Genomic DNA, 15,702 nt, shown 5'->3' with positions numbered 1-15,702 from the left:
CCTTCTGCGGCCTCTCCCCCACGCCCCTCTCCCTCGCCGTCCTCCCCCGCGTCGCCGTCCCTGTCCTCACCCCAGCCCCCCTCCCTCCCCCCGTCCTCTCCTCCTTCCTCCCCCTCCGCCCCCTCCTCCCGCGACCCCCTCAAGGCCGCCCACTGGGTGGCCCTCGTCTCCGATGCCACCCAGGCCCCCGGCTGGGACATGAGCCGGACCGTGCTGGAGCGGATGACCGCGTGGTCGCCCGTGGGGATCGCGATAGTGGACACCGAGCTGCGGTTCGTGTGGTCGAACGCGGCGTTGGAGCGGTTCGGAGGCGGCCGGGCACACGAGAGGGTGGGGCTGCGGCTCGCGGAGGTGCAGCCGGGGCTCGACGCCGAGCGCATCGAGGCACAGATGCGGCAGGTGCTGGAGACGGGTTCGCCGGTGCTCGACTACGAGCACGTGGGCCGGATCCGGTCGGCACCGCACCGCGAGACCGCGCACGCCATGTCGTTCACCCGGCTGGAGGACGACCACGGGCGGCCCATCGGCGTGTACTACACGGTGGTCGACGTGTCGGAGCAGCACCGCGCCCGCATCCGGCTGGCCCTGCTGGACCGGGCCGGTGAGCAGATCGGCCGGACCCTCGACGTACGGCGGACCGCGCAGGAGCTGGCGGACGTGGTCGTGCCGACGCTCGCCGACTTCGTGACCGTGGACCTGCTGGACTCGGTGCTGCGGGGCGCCGAGCCGGGACCTCTCGGCGACGGTTCCGTCCCGCTGCGGCGGACCGCCCAGCAGTCCGTGCACGCCGGGGTGCCGGAGGCCGTCCTGGAGATCGGCGCGGTCGCCTCGTACACGGCGGGATCGCCCCCGGTGCGGGTCCTGGTCGAGGGCCGGTCGTGGTCGGAACCGAGGCTCGACCCGTTGTCGGGGGAGTGGGCCGAGGCCGTCCCGGGCCACCGGACGGTGCCCGCGGAGGCGCTCGGACTGCACAGCGTGATGATCGTGCCGGTGCGGGCGCGGGGCATCACGCTCGGCATCACCACGTTCTTCCGGCGCGACCGGCAGGACCCCTTCGACGCGGTCGACCTGGGTCTCGCCGAGGAGTTGGTCGGCCGGGCCGCCGTCTGCGTCGACAACGCCCGCCGTTACACGCGCGAGCGGGACGCCGCCCTCGCCCTCCAGCGCAGCCTGCTGCCGCGCCGGCTGCCCGAGCAGGACGCGGCCGAGGTCGCCGTCCGCTACCGGCCCGCCGACGAACTGACCGGCCTCGGCGGCGACTGGTACGACGTCATCCCGCTCTCCGGCGCCCGCGTCGCCCTCGTCATCGGCGAGGTCGCGGGCCACGGCATCGACGGCGCCGCCGCCATGGGCCGCCTCCGTACGGCCGTACGCACCCTCGCCGACCTCGATCTGCCGCCGGACGAGGTGCTCGCCCACCTCGACGACATGGTCGCCAAGTCGGCGCGGCAGGAGGGTTCCGAGCCGGGCGGAGGCAGCGTCCAGACGGTCGGGGCACGCTGTCTGTACGTCGTCCACGACCCGGTGTCGGGGACGTGCGCGATGGCCGCCGCAGGGCCGTTCGCCCCGGCGCTGGTCGCCCCCGACGGCACGGTCACCTTCCCCGAGCTGCCCGAAGGGCCGGCGCTCGGCGTCGACCAGCAGCCCTTCCAGGCGCTGCAGCTGGACCTGGCCGAGGGCACCGTCATCGCGCTGCACACCGACGGACTGATCGCCGAGGCCTCCCGCGAGGCGCTGTGCCGCGCGCTGGCCCGGCCCGAGCCCCTGCTCGAACGGCACGCCCAGCGCGTCCTCGACTCCCTCTCCCCGGCCCACCCCACCGACGACGTCGCCCTCCTCCTGGCCCGCACCCGGCGGCTGCCCGCCCACCGGGTCGCCTCCTGGGAGCTGCCGGCCGACCCCGCGCTGGTCGCGGAGGCCCGCAAGACCACCGCCCGGCAGCTCGGTGCGTGGGGGCTGGAGGAGCTGGCGTTCACCACCGAACTGGTCGTCAGCGAGCTGGTCACCAACGCGATCCGGCACGCCGCCGGACCCATCCGGCTCCGGCTCATCCTCGAACGCACCCTGGTCTGCGAGGTGTTCGACGGCGGCGCCACCGCGCCCCATCTGCGCCACCCGCGCACCACCGACGAGGGCGGCCGCGGCCTCTTCCTCATCTCCCAGTTCACCCAGCGCTGGGGCACCCGCTTCCTGCCCGAGGGCAAGGTGATCTGGGCGGAACAGTCACTGACGGATCCACCGGCCTGATCTACCGCAGACGCCCGCGGTACGCCATGCGGGGACGCCTCCGCTGGCCCGGCCGGGTGAAATCACCGGGCCGGCCCTCGCTCACCCGCCTCCCCCGAATCTCCACATTCCCGGCACCACGCCGCACTCTCCCGCCCTCCTCCCGACCTCCCGTGCCCCGTTCGGCCTGATTAGTGGCGCTTGCCACTTCATATGAATGCAGGGGTCGGCTTCGGGCACCGGGTTCCGTCGCCTCGGCAGGACATCAGGAGAAGAGGGACGTGGCGTGAAGCGAAGAACTCCGGGGGGCGTGGGTCTGGCCCTGGCCGTCTCGGCGGCACTGGTGATCGGGCCGGCCGGCGAGGCGGTCTCCGCCGCCCCCGGCGCCAGGAGCATCACGGACGGCAGGGCAACCGGCGACGGCAATCTGACCGTACGCGTCGTCAACGACGTGGACACCGACGGGGTGTACGACCACGGCGTGGAGAAGGGCCGGGCCGGTGTGCGGATCACACTGACCGACGACCGGGGGACCGTGGTGACCGGGACCAGCAACGCCTGGGGCGTCGCCTGGTTCCAGCCGGCGACCACCCCGCTGCGCGGCGGCAAGTACCGCGTCCAGGTCCACAACCCCGACCCCCGCACCCTCCAGCCGGCGGTCGCGGGCCTCGGCGACGGACCGGGCGCCATGCGCAGCAGCGTCGGCTTCGTGAACGTCTCCGGGGGCCGGAGCACGACGTACACGACCGGCTTCTGGGAGCCCGGGGTGTACTGCCAGGAGAACCCCGACCTGGTGACCTGCAACCTGACGAAGGGCGACGCGCCCGACACCCACCAGGGCCTGGTGCGGTTCTCGGGGAAGTTCTCCGACACCCACCCCGGCGGCACGGTCCACCGGCTGACCAACAACCAGCAGCAGGGGGCCGTGTTCGGGATCGGCAACGACCGGACCGGCAACACGTACATGGGCACCCTGGTCAAGCGGCACGCGGCGTACGGGCCGGCGGGCGCGACCAACACGATCTACCGCCGCAACAGCGCCTCCGGGGTGAGCACCTTCGTCACCCTGCCGGGCCTGCTGACCGAGCACGACGAATCCGACAACTGGCTCCATGACAACCCGGTCTACAGCAGGGTCGGCCGGGAGGGCATCGGCGACCTCGACGTCTCCGGTGACGGCAGGACCCTCTACGCGGTCAGCCTCAACGACTCCCGGCTGTACGCCGTGCCGATCCGCGGCAGCGGCGACGCGGTCTACCCGGGCACCTACCGGTCGCACGTCATTCCCAAGCCGGAGGACTGCGCCGGCCACTGGCACCCGTACGGCATCGGGGTGCGCGGCAAGCGCGTGCTCGTCGGCGGGGTGTGCGGCGCGGAGAACACGGTCACCAGGAACGCCCCGTGGGGCGACCCGTCCCAGGTCACCTCGCATGTCTACGAGTTCTCCGAGGGGTCGTTCCACCCGCTGTTCCACACGGCGATGAACTACCCGCGCGGCTGCGTGTACCGGTTCACCGGACTGCCCGCGACCACCCCCCGCTGCACCAAGCCCTCCGCCGTCGGCCGACCGCTGAGCGCCATGTGGGAGGCGTGGAACCAGCGCGTCCCCACGCCCCGGAACCTCTCCTTCGTCTCCGCGCCGCAGCCGATCCTGTCCAACATCGAGATCGCCGACAACGGCGACCTGGTCCTGGGCTTCCGCGACCGCTTCGCCGACATGCAGGGCACGGCGACGTACCCCTTCGACGCCCACTCGAAGCGCCTGGTCAGAGCTGTCGCCGCCGGTGACGTGCTGCGCGTGTGCAAGTCCGGTACGACCTACACACTGGAGAACAACGCCCGGTGCAACGCGCTCTACGGCGCGCTGCCCAACAACGACGAGGGCCCGGGGCACGGCGAGTTCTACGACGACTCGACCAGCCTGACGGACGCCCACGAGGACCAGGTCACCCAGGGCGGCACGGTCCTCCAGCCGTTCCGGAACAAGGTGTGGAGCACGGTCTACGACCCGTTCGACGACCACCCCTGGGAGCAGGGCGTACGCCGCTGGAACGCCGACAAGGGCAAGACGGAGGGCAACCTCACGGTCCAGAACACCTGGAGCGGCGACGCCGAACAGCGCGCCCTGCTCTTCGGCAAGGGCAACGGCCTCGCCGACCTGGAGATGGTCTGCGACCGGGCGCCCGTCCAGATCGGCAACCGCGTCTGGTACGACACCAACGGCAACGGCGTCCAGGACCCGGCCGAGCCGCCCGTCAAGGGCGTGAAGGTGACGCTCGACCCGATGACGTCCGGCCCCGACCTCACGGCGTACACGGACGCGAACGGCGAGTACTACGTCGGCAGCGGCCAGGGCCTGAAGCCGAACACCACCTACCGCGTCTCCTTCGACCACAGCCGCGCCAAGACGGACGAACTGCCGGGCCGGCCGAGCCGCTCCCAGCTCAAGTGGACGGTGAAGGGCGCAGGTTCGGACCGCGCGATCGACTCCGACGCCGACGCGTACGGGCGGACCACGGTCCGCGTCGGCGACCCCGGCCATGTGAACCACACGTTCGACGCCGGCCTCACCAAGTCGGTGCGGCTGACGCTCGTGAAGCTGGACAGGAAGAGCAACAGGCCGCTGCCCGGCGCGGTGTTCGAGCTGTGGCAGGACACCAACGGTGTCCGCGGCCTCCAGCGGTCCGGCATGAGGAAGGACCGGTTCGTCAACGACTGCGCCAGCTCTCGCACCGGCCGCTGCTCCTTCGGCTCGCTCCTGCCCGGCACGTACTACCTGGTGGAGACCGACGTCCCCGAGGGCTACCTCAAGCCGAGGAAGCCGGTCACCGGCCCGTACGTCCTCACCCCGAAGAACGCCTCGTACGGCAGCGGGCTGCTCGTGAAGCTCTTCAACCTGCGGGGAGAGCGGTGCAAGGGCAAGAAGTGCTGATGCCCTGACTCCGTCGCCCCGGGTCCGGTACCGACCGGCCCGGGGCGCCGTGGTGCCAGGGGGCGGCGGACGGTTCCCGTTCGGCCCAGCAGGACGTCTCCGGGGCGGGCGGGATGCCGTACATCTGGGAGGGGGTTCGGCGACCGAGCGCATGACTGAGTACCGGAGGCCCGCGTTGACGCGACGAAGGACAGGGACAACCAGGAAGACGCAGAAGACCCGGATACGTGTGGTCGCGGCGGTGTCGTCCGCGCTGTTGGGCTGGACGGCGCTCCCCGCCGCCGCGTCGGCGCCCGCGCCCGCGTGCACCACGCGCACCGGCCCCTACCAGTGGGACCTGGAACGCCATCTCAAGCTTCCCGTGGACGGCCGGCAGTCCACCGCCGACTGCGTGGCGATCCGGGCGTTCCAGCAGCGCGCGGGTGTGAAGCCGGCCGACGGCTACGCGGGCCTCGCCACCTACCGCACGATGCTGGTGGTGCAGGCCCGCCCGAACCCCAACGCGGCCGGGAAGTGCCCGGTGCGGACGTACCAGGTGACGTGCGTGGACCTAGACCGGCAGCTGTTGTGGGTGCAGCAGGGGAACCGGGTGATCTACGCGCCGGTGCCCGTGCGCACCGGCCGGGACGGCCAGGAGACCCGCACCGGCTGGCACACGGTCTACTGGAAGCACCGCGACCACCACTCCGACCTGTACGACGACGCCCCCATGCCGTTCGCCCAGTTCTTCAACAACGGCCAGGCCTTCCACGGTGTCCTCGACGACCTCTTCCGAGGCGGCTCCCACGGCTGTGTGAACCTGCGGTACGCGGACGCCGAACGGCTGTGGCACATCATGCACGAGGACGACGCGGTGTACGTGTGGGGCGTCAAGCCGGGCACGGGGCGGTCCCTGCGGCCGTCGGCCGAACAGGGTTGAGCCGACGACCGAGGTCCCGCCCTCAGGCCCACCCCGGCGCGCCGAGGTCGAACCACACGGCCTTGCCGTCCGGGTGGGGCGGGCCGTTGCGTAGGAGGGCTACGGCCGGGGCGGTGCCCCAGCGTCCCCCGGTGAGAGAGTGGACGAGTCGCAGCCCCCGGCCGCCCTCCGCCTCCCAGGCGTCGCCCGCCGTCAACTCCCTTATCACCGGTGGATTCTCGTCCCCGTCGAACACGAACACCCGCACGTTCTCCGCCCCGACGGCCAGCCACAGCGCCGAGTGCCCGTCCTTCGCGTGCACACAGGCGTTGGTGACGAGCTCGGAGGTGCACAGGGTCGCCACGTCCACGAGCAGGTCGAGCCTGCGGGCACGGAGGACGGTGGCGACGAAGTCGCGGGCGATGGAGGGGGAGGTGTCGTGGGGCGGACAGAAGAGGGTGTACGTGGTGGGGACGGGGGTGAGGTCGGGGGTGGGGGTGAGTGAGGGCATGGGGCATCCACTCCGTCGTGGGGAACGGGCTGCCGCCTGCCGCGTCGCTGTCCTTCGCCCCGGTGTCGCGATGTCGACGGTCGGGGTGGCTCTGCCAACGGGCTGAGGGCAGGGGAAAGTTGACGGATGAGTGACCAATTGGACACCCTCCGTGAAGATGCGACGACCATAGCGTCTCAGGCTGCTACGGTTCAACCGATCTCAATGATTGCCTGGACCAACGCGTGGATACCGTCGCTGCGCGGCAGACTCGGCAGTGATCATCACGGAGGACGACATGCCACCGAGGCCCAACCCCACCGCACGCCAGGTGCGCCTCGGCGCGGAGTTGCGCCGGCTGCGCGACACCTCGGGCATCGAGTCCCGTGACGCTGCGGCGTTCCTGGGTACGAACCAGACTCAGATCAGCCACATCGAGGCCGGGCGGTTCGGCATCAGTGAAGAACGGCTCCGCCGGCTCGCCAGGTTCTATGCCTGTGACGATGCCCGACTCGTGGACGCGCTGGTCGAGATGTCGGACCAGCTGCGCGGAGCCTGGTGGAAGAAGTTCCGTGGCCTCATGCCTCCCCAGGCGTTGGACATCGCCGAACTGGAGCACCACGCATCGTCCGTCCGCACGTTCGAGGCCGTTCACATTCCCGGGCTGCTTCAGACCGAGGAGCATGTACGAGCGGCCTCACTCTTCCTGGACCCGGAGCTTCCCGAGAGCGAGTGCGAAACGCGCGTCGAGTTCCGCATGCGACGGCAGCAGGTTCTTGAGAGCGGGACGCCGTACAACGCGATCATCCACGAAGCCGCTCTGCGCATGCGTGTCGGTGGCTCGAAGACCGCTCGCGCCCAGCTCGAACACCTTCTACGCACCTCGCAGCGGGAGACCGTCACCATTCGCGTGATCCCGTTCAGCGCCGACGGCTTCGCCGGAGCCGGTCTGCCCATGCAGTACCTGGGCGGTGTCGTCCCCCAGCTGGACACCGCGCAGACCGACACTCCCCAAGGCGCCACGTTCACCGACGCACCCGCACAACTGCAACGGTGTCGAATCCGTCTCAAACGCATCGACAGCACCGCCCTCACGCAGGATGCTTCCCTCGACCTCATCCGCCATATCGCCCAGGAACTGTGAAAGGCCTCCCGTGTCCCCCACCCTCCACTGGCAGAAGTCCTCGTTCTCCGCAGGCGATGCTGACAACGCCTGCCTGGAGATAGCCACCGCCCCCACGGCGATACAGATCCGCGAAAGCGACCACCCCACCACGATCCTCACCCCGAGCCCGACCGCGCTGTACTCCTTACTGACCGCGCTGAAAGGGTCCCGGAGGTGAACGAAGGTGGCTCCGCCGACTCTTGAGGACCGGCTGCGGAGATGCGCCCGGTCCGCCGTCCACCTGGAGATGCGCGACGGCTACATGCGCTCCGATCCGAGGTTCGTCGCGTGGCGGAACGGCGTCCGGAACGACCCCGCCGACAACGACCCGGAGCGGCGCCCCTGGCTCGCCCTGGTGAAGGAACTGGTCGGCCGAGGAGTGGAGATTCGGCGGGTGCGGATCATCTCCGTACCGGTCAGCGACTACATCGAGTTCGAGCACCATCTGACCGGTCCGAACGTGCGGGCCGGCGAGCAGGTCCGATGGCTGCCGCGCCGACGCGCGTCCGCCTCGGCCCTGCCCGGCAACGACTTCTGGCTGTTCGACGATGGTTCCGTGGTCTTCCACCATTTCGCCGGTGACGGAGAACTCGCTCCTCACGAGAAGGAGTTCAGTGATGATCCGGCGGTCATCAAGCTGTGTTCGGACGCGTTCGAGACCGTGTGGGCTCTGGCCGTGCCGCATGCGGACTACCGGCTCGTCTGAACCACAATCCTCGGCGTGACCTCATCGAGTGTTCAGGAAGCACGACAGGCCCTGGGCCGACGTCTGCGTGAGATCCGCAAGGACGCCGGCCTCACGGCGCGCGAACTGGCCAGGCGCGCCGACTGGCACGAGTCGAAGTGCTCACGGCTGAAGTCCGGCGCACCCCTCCATCCGATGCCGATATCCGCACTTATACGGCACTATGCGCCGACCAGGAGCACGCCGCTGACCTGATGGCCACGGCACGAGGGGCTGTGGACGCGGCACAACGAGCCTAGGAACCGGCCAAGTTGGCGGCAACTGCCTTTTGGGGAATTGACCTGAGAGGGAGGCTCTCGCGACGCGCCCGCGTCGTTTGCGGCGTGCCAATGTCAGTAGCAGACGTTAAGTTGAGGGTAGATCGCCGCCGCACTCGGAGCACGGGGCTCTGTCGGGAAAGCGGCATCGGGAAGAGCCGACCAATGACCAAGAGGCCTGACGTAGGAGACACCGCTTGCGCCTACCGGCGCACGGGGGCCGATCCGGTCCGGAACATCAGCAGGCTCAAGACGCTGACGGACCGGGAGAAGGAAGTCCTGCTTCTGCTGGGAACGGGCCTGGGCAATCGGCAGTTGGCCAGGGAGCTCGGTATCGCCGAGCGGACGGTGAAGGCGCATGTCGCACGCATAGTGGAGAAGCTGGAGCAGCAGACACGGTTACAGGCCGCAGTGCTCTCCGCCCTCGCCCACGAGTTGCTGTGCGCCGACCCCCAGTGCACGTGCGACTCCGCCGAGCCGACTGTCCCGTCTCGTCGGGCGTCCGCCGTCTGACCGTCGACCGGGGTCAGCATCCGGCACGCCGCCAGCCGCGGTGGCCGCGGGGCGATACCCCGGACATGCTTGCCCATCGGCATGCGCCGCAAGGGATTGTTCGTTCACTCTTGAGAATCACAACCGGTCAATGACCAGCTGAGCACACGCAACTCATTTGCGGCGCGAGCGACTTACGGGGGTAGATGCGCGTATGACCACGAGATGAGGAGCAAGAGGCGAGAGGTGGGACGAAGGGGCCCGCCATCCGTCGGGCCCCTTCTCCGCCGATCCCCGCCCTCCCGCACCACCGGCAAGACCCGTGATGTGCGGTGCGCCGTCGACGCGGCGATCCCTTTCTGCAAGGCCGGCCGTCTTGGCCGTCTACCACGCCTGCCTGTCCCGCAAGGGCGACTTCTACCTCTCGGGCAAGCACAAGCAGCCCCGAACCATGAGATGTACTTCAACGGCTACACCTTCGCAAAGAAGCGCAGCACCAAGACCGTTCTCCGGTTCGCACAGTCCAACCCGGCCTGCGTGGCGAACGGCTCCTGCCGCCCAACCCGGTCCAGAGCGAACGCAGTTGCTGTGCCGTCCGGAGCCGTGGGCCGAGACCGACGGAACACCGATGAGGCGTCCACGGGGCACTGTCGCCCATTGCCTTCGTCGTAGAGCCCGGTTCGGGTTCGTGGCCATCGGGGCCAGTATGACTCTTTGCCCCTGTCCTTGATGATCCGGGGGTGCTGTCGCTGGTCCCGGCGGCATCGGGCGCGCCGACCCGATTCGAGGAGTGAGCAGCCTTATGGCGACACCCAATGACGCTATGTTCACGCCGGGGCAGAGACGGAGACAGGTCAGGAAAGGCCCCACTCCTGCTTCGCTCGCCCCTTGTTCGACCCGTCGACCGGGGTGATCGTGATCTTCTGACCAGAGCTGCTGCTGGCGGCCGTGAGCACCTTCTTCGCGGACACGTTCTTGATCGTACTGCCGGCGAACGTCCACTGCTGCGCCTTGGACTTGGTGTTGCAGCTCGTCTGCTCCACTTGAGTCTTCGTCTTGGCGGACCGCACGTACAGGCACTTCTTCGAGTGCTTGTTCTTGATCACGAATATGCGCGCCTGGTTGGGTTTGTTGTCATTGATCCACACCAGGTCCCACCGCTGCGTGGTCGCCTTCTTCGCGCACTTGCGCAGCTTCAGGTCCGCCTTGTTGGCCTTGGAGTTGTCCATCGACAGGCACATGCCGTACGTGCCGAACACCTTCTCCAGGCGCACATTGCCGTAGCCCTTCGGGACCTTGTCCTGCGCCCCGGTGCCCGCCGCCGACGCCGGCAGCGCGCCGCCCGCCAGCAGAGCGCCCGCCGCACCGGCGAGCACAAGCCCCTTCACCGCGTTCTTCATGAAGCCACCGCTTTCTCGAGATCACGTACTTGGTGATCAGGACCGTAGAGTCCTGGCCGGTGGCGGCGGTATTGACTCTTTGGGCACTGCCTCAAGGGACACTCACACCCACCCCGTACGATCCCGCCATGTCCCGCCGCACCCGAATCGCCGGTCTGACCATCGGCGCCCTCGCCCTCACCACCGCCGCCGTGGTCACCGTGCACATGCTGAGAGAACCCACCTTCAGCTTCGCCCCCGCCCCACTGGCCGACGATCCCGCCTGTACCCGGGTCGGCGAGCGGTACCCCAACCGGCTGGCCGGGCTGGAGCGGTCGGACACCACTACGAAGGGCGCGGCGGTCTGGGGTGACGGAGCCGTCGTCGCGCGCTGTGGCTTCCCCCGGCTCAAGGCCACCGCCGACGCGTGTGCCCAGGTCAACGGGGTGGACTGGGCATGGCGTACGAGCACGGACGACGACGGACGGGAAGTGCTGGTCACCTACGGTCGTGAACCGTCCGTCGAGGTGCAGCTCACCGTCGGCGAGGCGGCCCCCGACTCCGTCCTCGTCGGCCTCTCCCCCGTCGTGAGATCTCTCAAGCAACGCAACGAGTGTCTTTCCCCCTCCGATGTCATGGCACCCCCGAGCCCGACGCAAAGCACCCACTGAGGGAGTTGGAGTACCCGATGGCCACGACGAAGACGGTCCGGCTGGCGGCCATGTGCGCGATCGCGGTCGCGCTGTCCGGCTGCTCGACGAGCGAACCATTGGTACTCGATACGGACACGGCGCAGTCGGGCCGATCCCAGCCGTTCAAGAGCGTTCCGGTGGCCGAGCGCGCGGACGCTCCCGAATTCTCCGGCAGTACGGTCGACGAGGATCCGGTCCGTCTCTCCGACTACCGTGGCAAGGTCGTCGTCGTGAACGCCTGGGCCACCTGGTGCGGTCCGTGCCGGGCCGAGTCGCCCGCTCTGGAGCGCACGTATCAGAAGTTCAAGGACCAAGGCGTGCAGGTTCTAGGGATCAGCACCGACGTCAAGCGACAGAACGCGCGGGCCTTCCAGCGGGAGTTCGCCCTCTCCTACCCGAGCCTGCACGACCCGGACGGCAGGCAGTTCCTGAAGCTGCCGCGCGGCATGGTGAACCCGCAGTTCCTCCCCTTCACCCTGTTCGTCGACCGGGAAGGCAGGATCGCCGGGGCCGTCCAGGCGCCATTGACCGAGAAGGAGTTGCAGGCCATTCTCACTCCGATACTGAAGGAGACCTCGGGGAAGACACAGGAGTAGGGGCGGTTGCGGCCGGGGCGGCCGAGAGTGCCAGGATGAGAGCGTACGAGCCGCTTCCCCGTACGGCGCAGGACGGCGACGCCTCACAGCAAGGGACCCGAGACATGGCAGCTGGAACCAGCGACAGCCCGGCGACGCTCTACGGGCCGGTGTCTCTCGGTCTCGGGGTCATCGCGCTGATCGCCGCGTTCTTCTTCGGTATTTTCGGCATTCTGGCCGGCGCCCTCGCCATCACCTTCGGCATCCTTGGCCTGACCAGCAAGGTCAACCGGACCAAGAGCACCATCGGGCTGGTCACCGGCGCCTTCGGGTTCCTCTACCCGCTCTCCTTCTTCTTCGTCTTCACCGGCGGCTTCTGAGGCATTCCCCCCAGGCCCTCAGGGGGTGAGGACCGATTCCCCCATCAACGAGGGTGACTTGGGCGCAGTACTCGCGGCTCTGACCGCTTGTGATCCTGAACTCCCGGCAATCGTCGGCGAGTTCGTGGAGGTGCTTTATCCGCGGGTCGGCGGCGCGCTTCTCGTACGCATCGCCCCAGCGGCGCGATAGGACACCGCACTCGTTGTCATCGAAGCCGGTGGCCTCGGCCTACGGCAGCACCGTGCGGGCCCGCCCACCAGTGCTTGCCCTTTCGGGCACTGCCCCAGAGGGCACTGCCCCAGGAGTCACTTACACCCCGCCCCCCTCCTCCCTAGGGTCTTTGGCAGGCGCCTGACAAGAAGCTATCCGCTCCCAACAGGTCGCCTGGCATTGACGGGGATGAAGGGACAAACATGCAGCTCTCTCGATTCGCGAAGGTGACGGCGCTGTCCGTGGCTCCGCTCACGCTGGTCGCGGGTGGTTTCCAGGCGTCGGCTCTCGCGGACCAGTCCGCTCAGGACGCACAGCCCGCCGCCGCGGCGTTCTCTGCGTCCGCGCTGTCCGCCAGGTCCGACGGCGGGCTGAAGGACGTCTCAGGCTTCAGCCCGAACAGCACCCAGGGCAAGACCCTGAAGGCGGAAGACTTCGGTGTCATGCGGGCGGCCTCAGGGGAGGCCGCTGTCGTCGACAGCTCCATGGCACGCCAGGGCGTCACCACGGCTGCAGGCAAGGGTTTTGTCGAGCTGTCCTGGAAGGGCTACACGAAGGACGCCCGGTACGTCGTCACCCGAGAAGGCAAGAACATCGCCACGCTGGGCGCAGGCGTGACCTCCTTCCGCGACACCGACGTGAAGGCGGGCGCCGACTACGCCTACCAGGTCATTCCTCTGCTGCCGAAAGGCGGCAACCCGAACTCCAGGCTCTACGGCATGAGGGTGGCAGTCCCACACACCGGCTCGCTCACGGGGCTGCGCGAGTCGGCGGTCGAGCGGGCGTCCACCGCCGCCGTGGCCAAGACGTCCACGCTGAGCTGGGTCGGCTTCATCCCGCAAAAGTACGTCGCCGCTCCCATCGCTGGCTGTGACTACGGCCAGAGCTTCAAGTTCGGTGGTGACAACCACAAGGACTTCAACTGGAAGTCGAACAAGTACCGCTTCGCGCTCCACGCCACCATCACCTGGAAGACCAAGAAGGTGGTGAGTAACAAGCACATCAACCCCACCACCGTCTACGTGAAGAAGACGAACAAGTACGTGGGCTCGAAGACCGCCACCGCCAAGAACACGTACGCAAAGAAGCTGGCGTCGAGCGGCAACACCGTGGGCATCCGGATGGTCGTCCACGCCACCAACCCGTACTGCAAGGGCCTGGGCGGAGTGAAGGGCGCGGCCTCCGGTGCCTTCACCATCAGTATGTCCAAGAGTGGTAACTATGAGATTCGCTCCGGCACGCACCGCCAGTACCCGAACAACTACATCTACATCTACGACGGCGGCAAGGTCACCAATGTCCACAAGAAGAAGCACGGCAGCACCAAGTGCCTCGTCGGCTCGGTCATGTGCCCCCAGGTGGACATGACCGGCCTCTACGGCAAGTTCTGACCTGACCTTCGGGCTTTCCCTCCTCACGCTGATGCTGGAGGAAGGAAAGCAGGAGAAGCGCCGACTACAGCGGACCGCCGGGCCTCGGAGGAGTCGCCTTCGGCGGAGGACTCCTCGTCGGGGGACCGCTCGTCCGCAGACGGCTCGTCGGGGGCGTCCTCCTCGGCGGAACTCCCCTCGGACGGTGTCTTCTTCTCTCCCTTCTTCGGCTGCTCGCCCTTCTTCTCCTTCTTCTCCTGCTGTTGCTTCTTCAGGAGGTTCTGGAGGCGTTTGACTCCCGCCTGGGCGGCGTCGCGCGTGGCCGTGTCGTCGATGCCGTAGAGGCCGCCGTGGGTGACGAGGGCGGCGGTGTCGCCGACACGTACGGTGGCGAGGTCGAGCGTGAGGGCGCTGTCCTCTCCCTCGACGTCACCGCTGACGACCAGCCGCAGGCCCTGCCGGGCGTCGCCCAGGTCACCGGGGAGCTCGACCGGGGTGACCTCGGCGCCGTGCTCCCGCCCCTGTGCGGCGGTGATGGTGAACTCCCCGCACTTGTCCACGAGTTGGCGGAGGCGGCCGAGGCGGGCGTCGACATCGGCCCTGTCGTACGCGCCCACCTGGTAGCGCAGCTGGGCGCCGTACTCGTAGTCGTCGAAGCCCTTGACGGCCGTACCGCCCCTGGGCTTGCCGAGGATGTCCTCGGCGTACACCGCGTCGAGGAGTTCCTGGCACTCGGGGAGGTCGGTGCGGCCCTTGAGGAGGCCGTCCCGCCAGGTCGCCGCGCCCTGGGTGTCGGCCCAGGCGTCGCCGAGGTCGTCCTGACGGAGCAGGGCGCTTCTGACCCGGGCGTCGCTGAGGGCGGGGGTGGGCGGGGCGGAGGGCGAGGGGGAGGCCGTGTCGTCGACTTCGGCGGCCTCGGGGAAGCCGCGCGGGTGCCCCGGATCGTCCACGACGCAGGCCGCCGCACCCGCGAGCATCCCGAGGACCACGACCCGGGCGAGAACACGGTACGGACGACGCATGGCGGAGCCTCCCGAGAGCACGACGTTTCCACTCCCACGCCACCACCGCTCGGGGCCGTCCACCAGCGCACGAGGGCGTACGGGTGAGCGACTCCCCCGTACGGCTCCCCCTACTGTTCCGCGCCCTCCGCCGTCCGCTCCCCCTACCGCTCCGCTCCCCTACCGTCCACTCCCCGTACCGCTGCTCCCCTGGGTGCTGGTCGGGGTGGGTGCCGGTGTCGGGCCCGGGTTCCGGATCTCCACGACCGCGCCCTCGGGCAGCCGTTCGTACAGCCACTGCGCGTCGGGGCTGCGCAGGCCGATCCAGCCGGTGGTGACGTCGGTGTTGCCGGGGGCCTTCTCGTTGTGGGAGATCGCGGAGATCCAGAGTCCCCTCAGGGCCGGGCTCTGCGTCGGCGCCCGGCTCACGCTCCCGTCCGTGTCGGTCCCGTCGCCGGTGTCACTCGCTCCGGTCGCCTCAGGCGCCTCGGTCGCCTCAGTCGCCTCAGTCGCCTCGGCCGGGCCACGTGTGCCGCCCGTACCCGGGGCGTCGCCCTCGCCCGCGGCGCTCGCCTCGGCCGGGGCCAGTTCCATGACCCACACGAACTTCAGGCCGTACTCGGCGTCGAAGCCGACCGTCTGCCCGTTGAGGACCACGGAACTCCGCTTGACGGTGACGGTCATCGGGCCGGTCGGGGTCGGGTTCCTGGCCGTGCCCGCGGTGATGGGCAGTTCGCGGCCGGCGAAGGTGAGGACGCGGCGGGAGAGGTCCACGGTGGCGTCGGGAGCCGCCGACGCGCTGGCCTCGGAGCTCGCGGCCGTGGACGGACGCTGTTCGGTGCCGTGGGAGGCGACGTTCAGGGTGAGGACGGCCGCCAGGCCCGCCGCC

At 69.3% G+C, this 15,702-nt stretch carries 16 protein-coding genes; 12 read left to right on the top strand and 4 right to left on the bottom strand.

Annotated features, from left to right (window positions below; genetic code table 11):
* The 3 genes from AWZ10_RS45930 to AWZ10_RS45920 all read left to right on the top strand — a co-directional run.
* On the top strand, positions 1-2,247 hold a 2,247-nt coding region (locus tag AWZ10_RS45930), incomplete at its 5' end, for a SpoIIE family protein phosphatase (protein WP_279616685.1).
* A 265-nt stretch (positions 2,248-2,512) separates the two neighbouring features.
* Positions 2,513-5,158, top strand: a complete 2,646-nt coding sequence (locus tag AWZ10_RS45925; protein ID WP_060894209.1) for an SdrD B-like domain-containing protein — start codon at positions 2,513-2,515, stop codon at positions 5,156-5,158.
* Positions 5,159-5,387: 229 nt separating this feature from the next.
* Positions 5,388-6,077 carry a L,D-transpeptidase family protein gene (locus AWZ10_RS45920; RefSeq protein WP_060894208.1) on the top strand — a complete coding sequence of 230 codons (690 nt, stop codon included), beginning with the start codon at positions 5,388-5,390 and terminating at the stop codon, positions 6,075-6,077.
* Between the two features lie 22 nt (positions 6,078-6,099).
* Here AWZ10_RS45920 and AWZ10_RS45915 read toward each other — a convergent pair whose 3' ends face one another.
* Entirely contained in the window at positions 6,100-6,567 is a 468-nt protein-coding gene (locus AWZ10_RS45915; protein ID WP_060894207.1) for an ATP-binding protein, read from the bottom strand.
* A 277-nt stretch (positions 6,568-6,844) separates the two neighbouring features.
* Here AWZ10_RS45915 and AWZ10_RS45910 point away from each other — a divergent pair, with 277 nt between their 5' ends.
* The 5 genes from AWZ10_RS45910 (at position 6,845) to AWZ10_RS45895 (ending at position 9,226) form a co-directional block, all read left to right on the top strand.
* Positions 6,845-7,690, top strand: a complete 846-nt coding sequence (locus AWZ10_RS45910) for a helix-turn-helix domain-containing protein (protein WP_046707071.1) — start codon at positions 6,845-6,847, stop codon at positions 7,688-7,690.
* Between the two features lie 10 nt (positions 7,691-7,700).
* Positions 7,701-7,889, top strand: a complete 189-nt coding sequence (locus AWZ10_RS45905; RefSeq protein WP_234360709.1) for a DUF397 domain-containing protein — start codon at positions 7,701-7,703, stop codon at positions 7,887-7,889.
* 6 nt (positions 7,890-7,895) lie between these two features.
* Positions 7,896-8,417 (top strand): DUF6879 family protein, encoded by a 522-nt coding sequence (locus tag AWZ10_RS45900; RefSeq protein ID WP_060894206.1) that lies wholly within the window; start codon positions 7,896-7,898, stop codon positions 8,415-8,417.
* Between the two features lie 15 nt (positions 8,418-8,432).
* Complete coding sequence (locus tag AWZ10_RS49755) at positions 8,433-8,651, top strand: helix-turn-helix domain-containing protein (RefSeq protein WP_319055605.1); 219 nt, start codon at positions 8,433-8,435, stop codon at positions 8,649-8,651.
* A gap of 227 nt (positions 8,652-8,878) precedes the next feature.
* A complete protein-coding gene (locus AWZ10_RS45895) occupies positions 8,879-9,226 on the top strand; it encodes a helix-turn-helix domain-containing protein (protein ID WP_046707065.1) in 348 nt (115 codons plus the stop codon).
* 833 nt (positions 9,227-10,059) lie between these two features.
* Here AWZ10_RS45895 and AWZ10_RS45890 read toward each other — a convergent pair.
* Complete coding sequence (locus AWZ10_RS45890; protein ID WP_060894205.1) at positions 10,060-10,605, bottom strand: RICIN domain-containing protein; 546 nt, start codon at positions 10,603-10,605, stop codon at positions 10,060-10,062.
* 128 nt (positions 10,606-10,733) lie between these two features.
* Between AWZ10_RS45890 and AWZ10_RS45885 the strand changes: the two genes are divergently transcribed.
* The 4 genes from AWZ10_RS45885 (at position 10,734) to AWZ10_RS45870 (ending at position 13,833) form a co-directional block, all read left to right on the top strand.
* Positions 10,734-11,255: a DUF3515 family protein gene (locus AWZ10_RS45885; protein WP_046707067.1), complete on the top strand. Its 522-nt coding sequence runs from the start codon at positions 10,734-10,736 to the stop codon at positions 11,253-11,255.
* 17 nt (positions 11,256-11,272) lie between these two features.
* Complete coding sequence (locus tag AWZ10_RS45880; RefSeq protein WP_046707068.1) at positions 11,273-11,872, top strand: TlpA family protein disulfide reductase; 600 nt, start codon at positions 11,273-11,275, stop codon at positions 11,870-11,872.
* Between the two features lie 104 nt (positions 11,873-11,976).
* Complete coding sequence (locus tag AWZ10_RS45875; RefSeq protein WP_046707069.1) at positions 11,977-12,231, top strand: hypothetical protein; 255 nt, start codon at positions 11,977-11,979, stop codon at positions 12,229-12,231.
* A 414-nt stretch (positions 12,232-12,645) separates the two neighbouring features.
* Complete coding sequence (locus AWZ10_RS45870) at positions 12,646-13,833, top strand: hypothetical protein (protein ID WP_060894204.1); 1,188 nt, start codon at positions 12,646-12,648, stop codon at positions 13,831-13,833.
* 23 nt (positions 13,834-13,856) lie between these two features.
* Here AWZ10_RS45870 and AWZ10_RS45865 read toward each other — a convergent pair whose 3' ends face one another.
* Both AWZ10_RS45865 and AWZ10_RS52130 read right to left on the bottom strand, forming a co-directional pair.
* Positions 13,857-14,834 carry a hypothetical protein gene (locus AWZ10_RS45865; protein ID WP_060894210.1) on the bottom strand — a complete coding sequence of 326 codons (978 nt, stop codon included), beginning with the start codon at positions 14,832-14,834 and terminating at the stop codon, positions 13,857-13,859.
* Between the two features lie 159 nt (positions 14,835-14,993).
* On the bottom strand, positions 14,994-15,702 hold a 709-nt coding region (locus AWZ10_RS52130; RefSeq protein ID WP_060894203.1), incomplete at its 5' end, for a L,D-transpeptidase family protein.

The sequence above is a fragment of the Streptomyces europaeiscabiei genome, assembly GCF_001550375.1.
GTDB lineage: Bacteria > Actinomycetota > Actinomycetes > Streptomycetales > Streptomycetaceae > Streptomyces > Streptomyces europaeiscabiei.
This window is presented reverse-complemented; position numbering and strand designations above follow the sequence as displayed.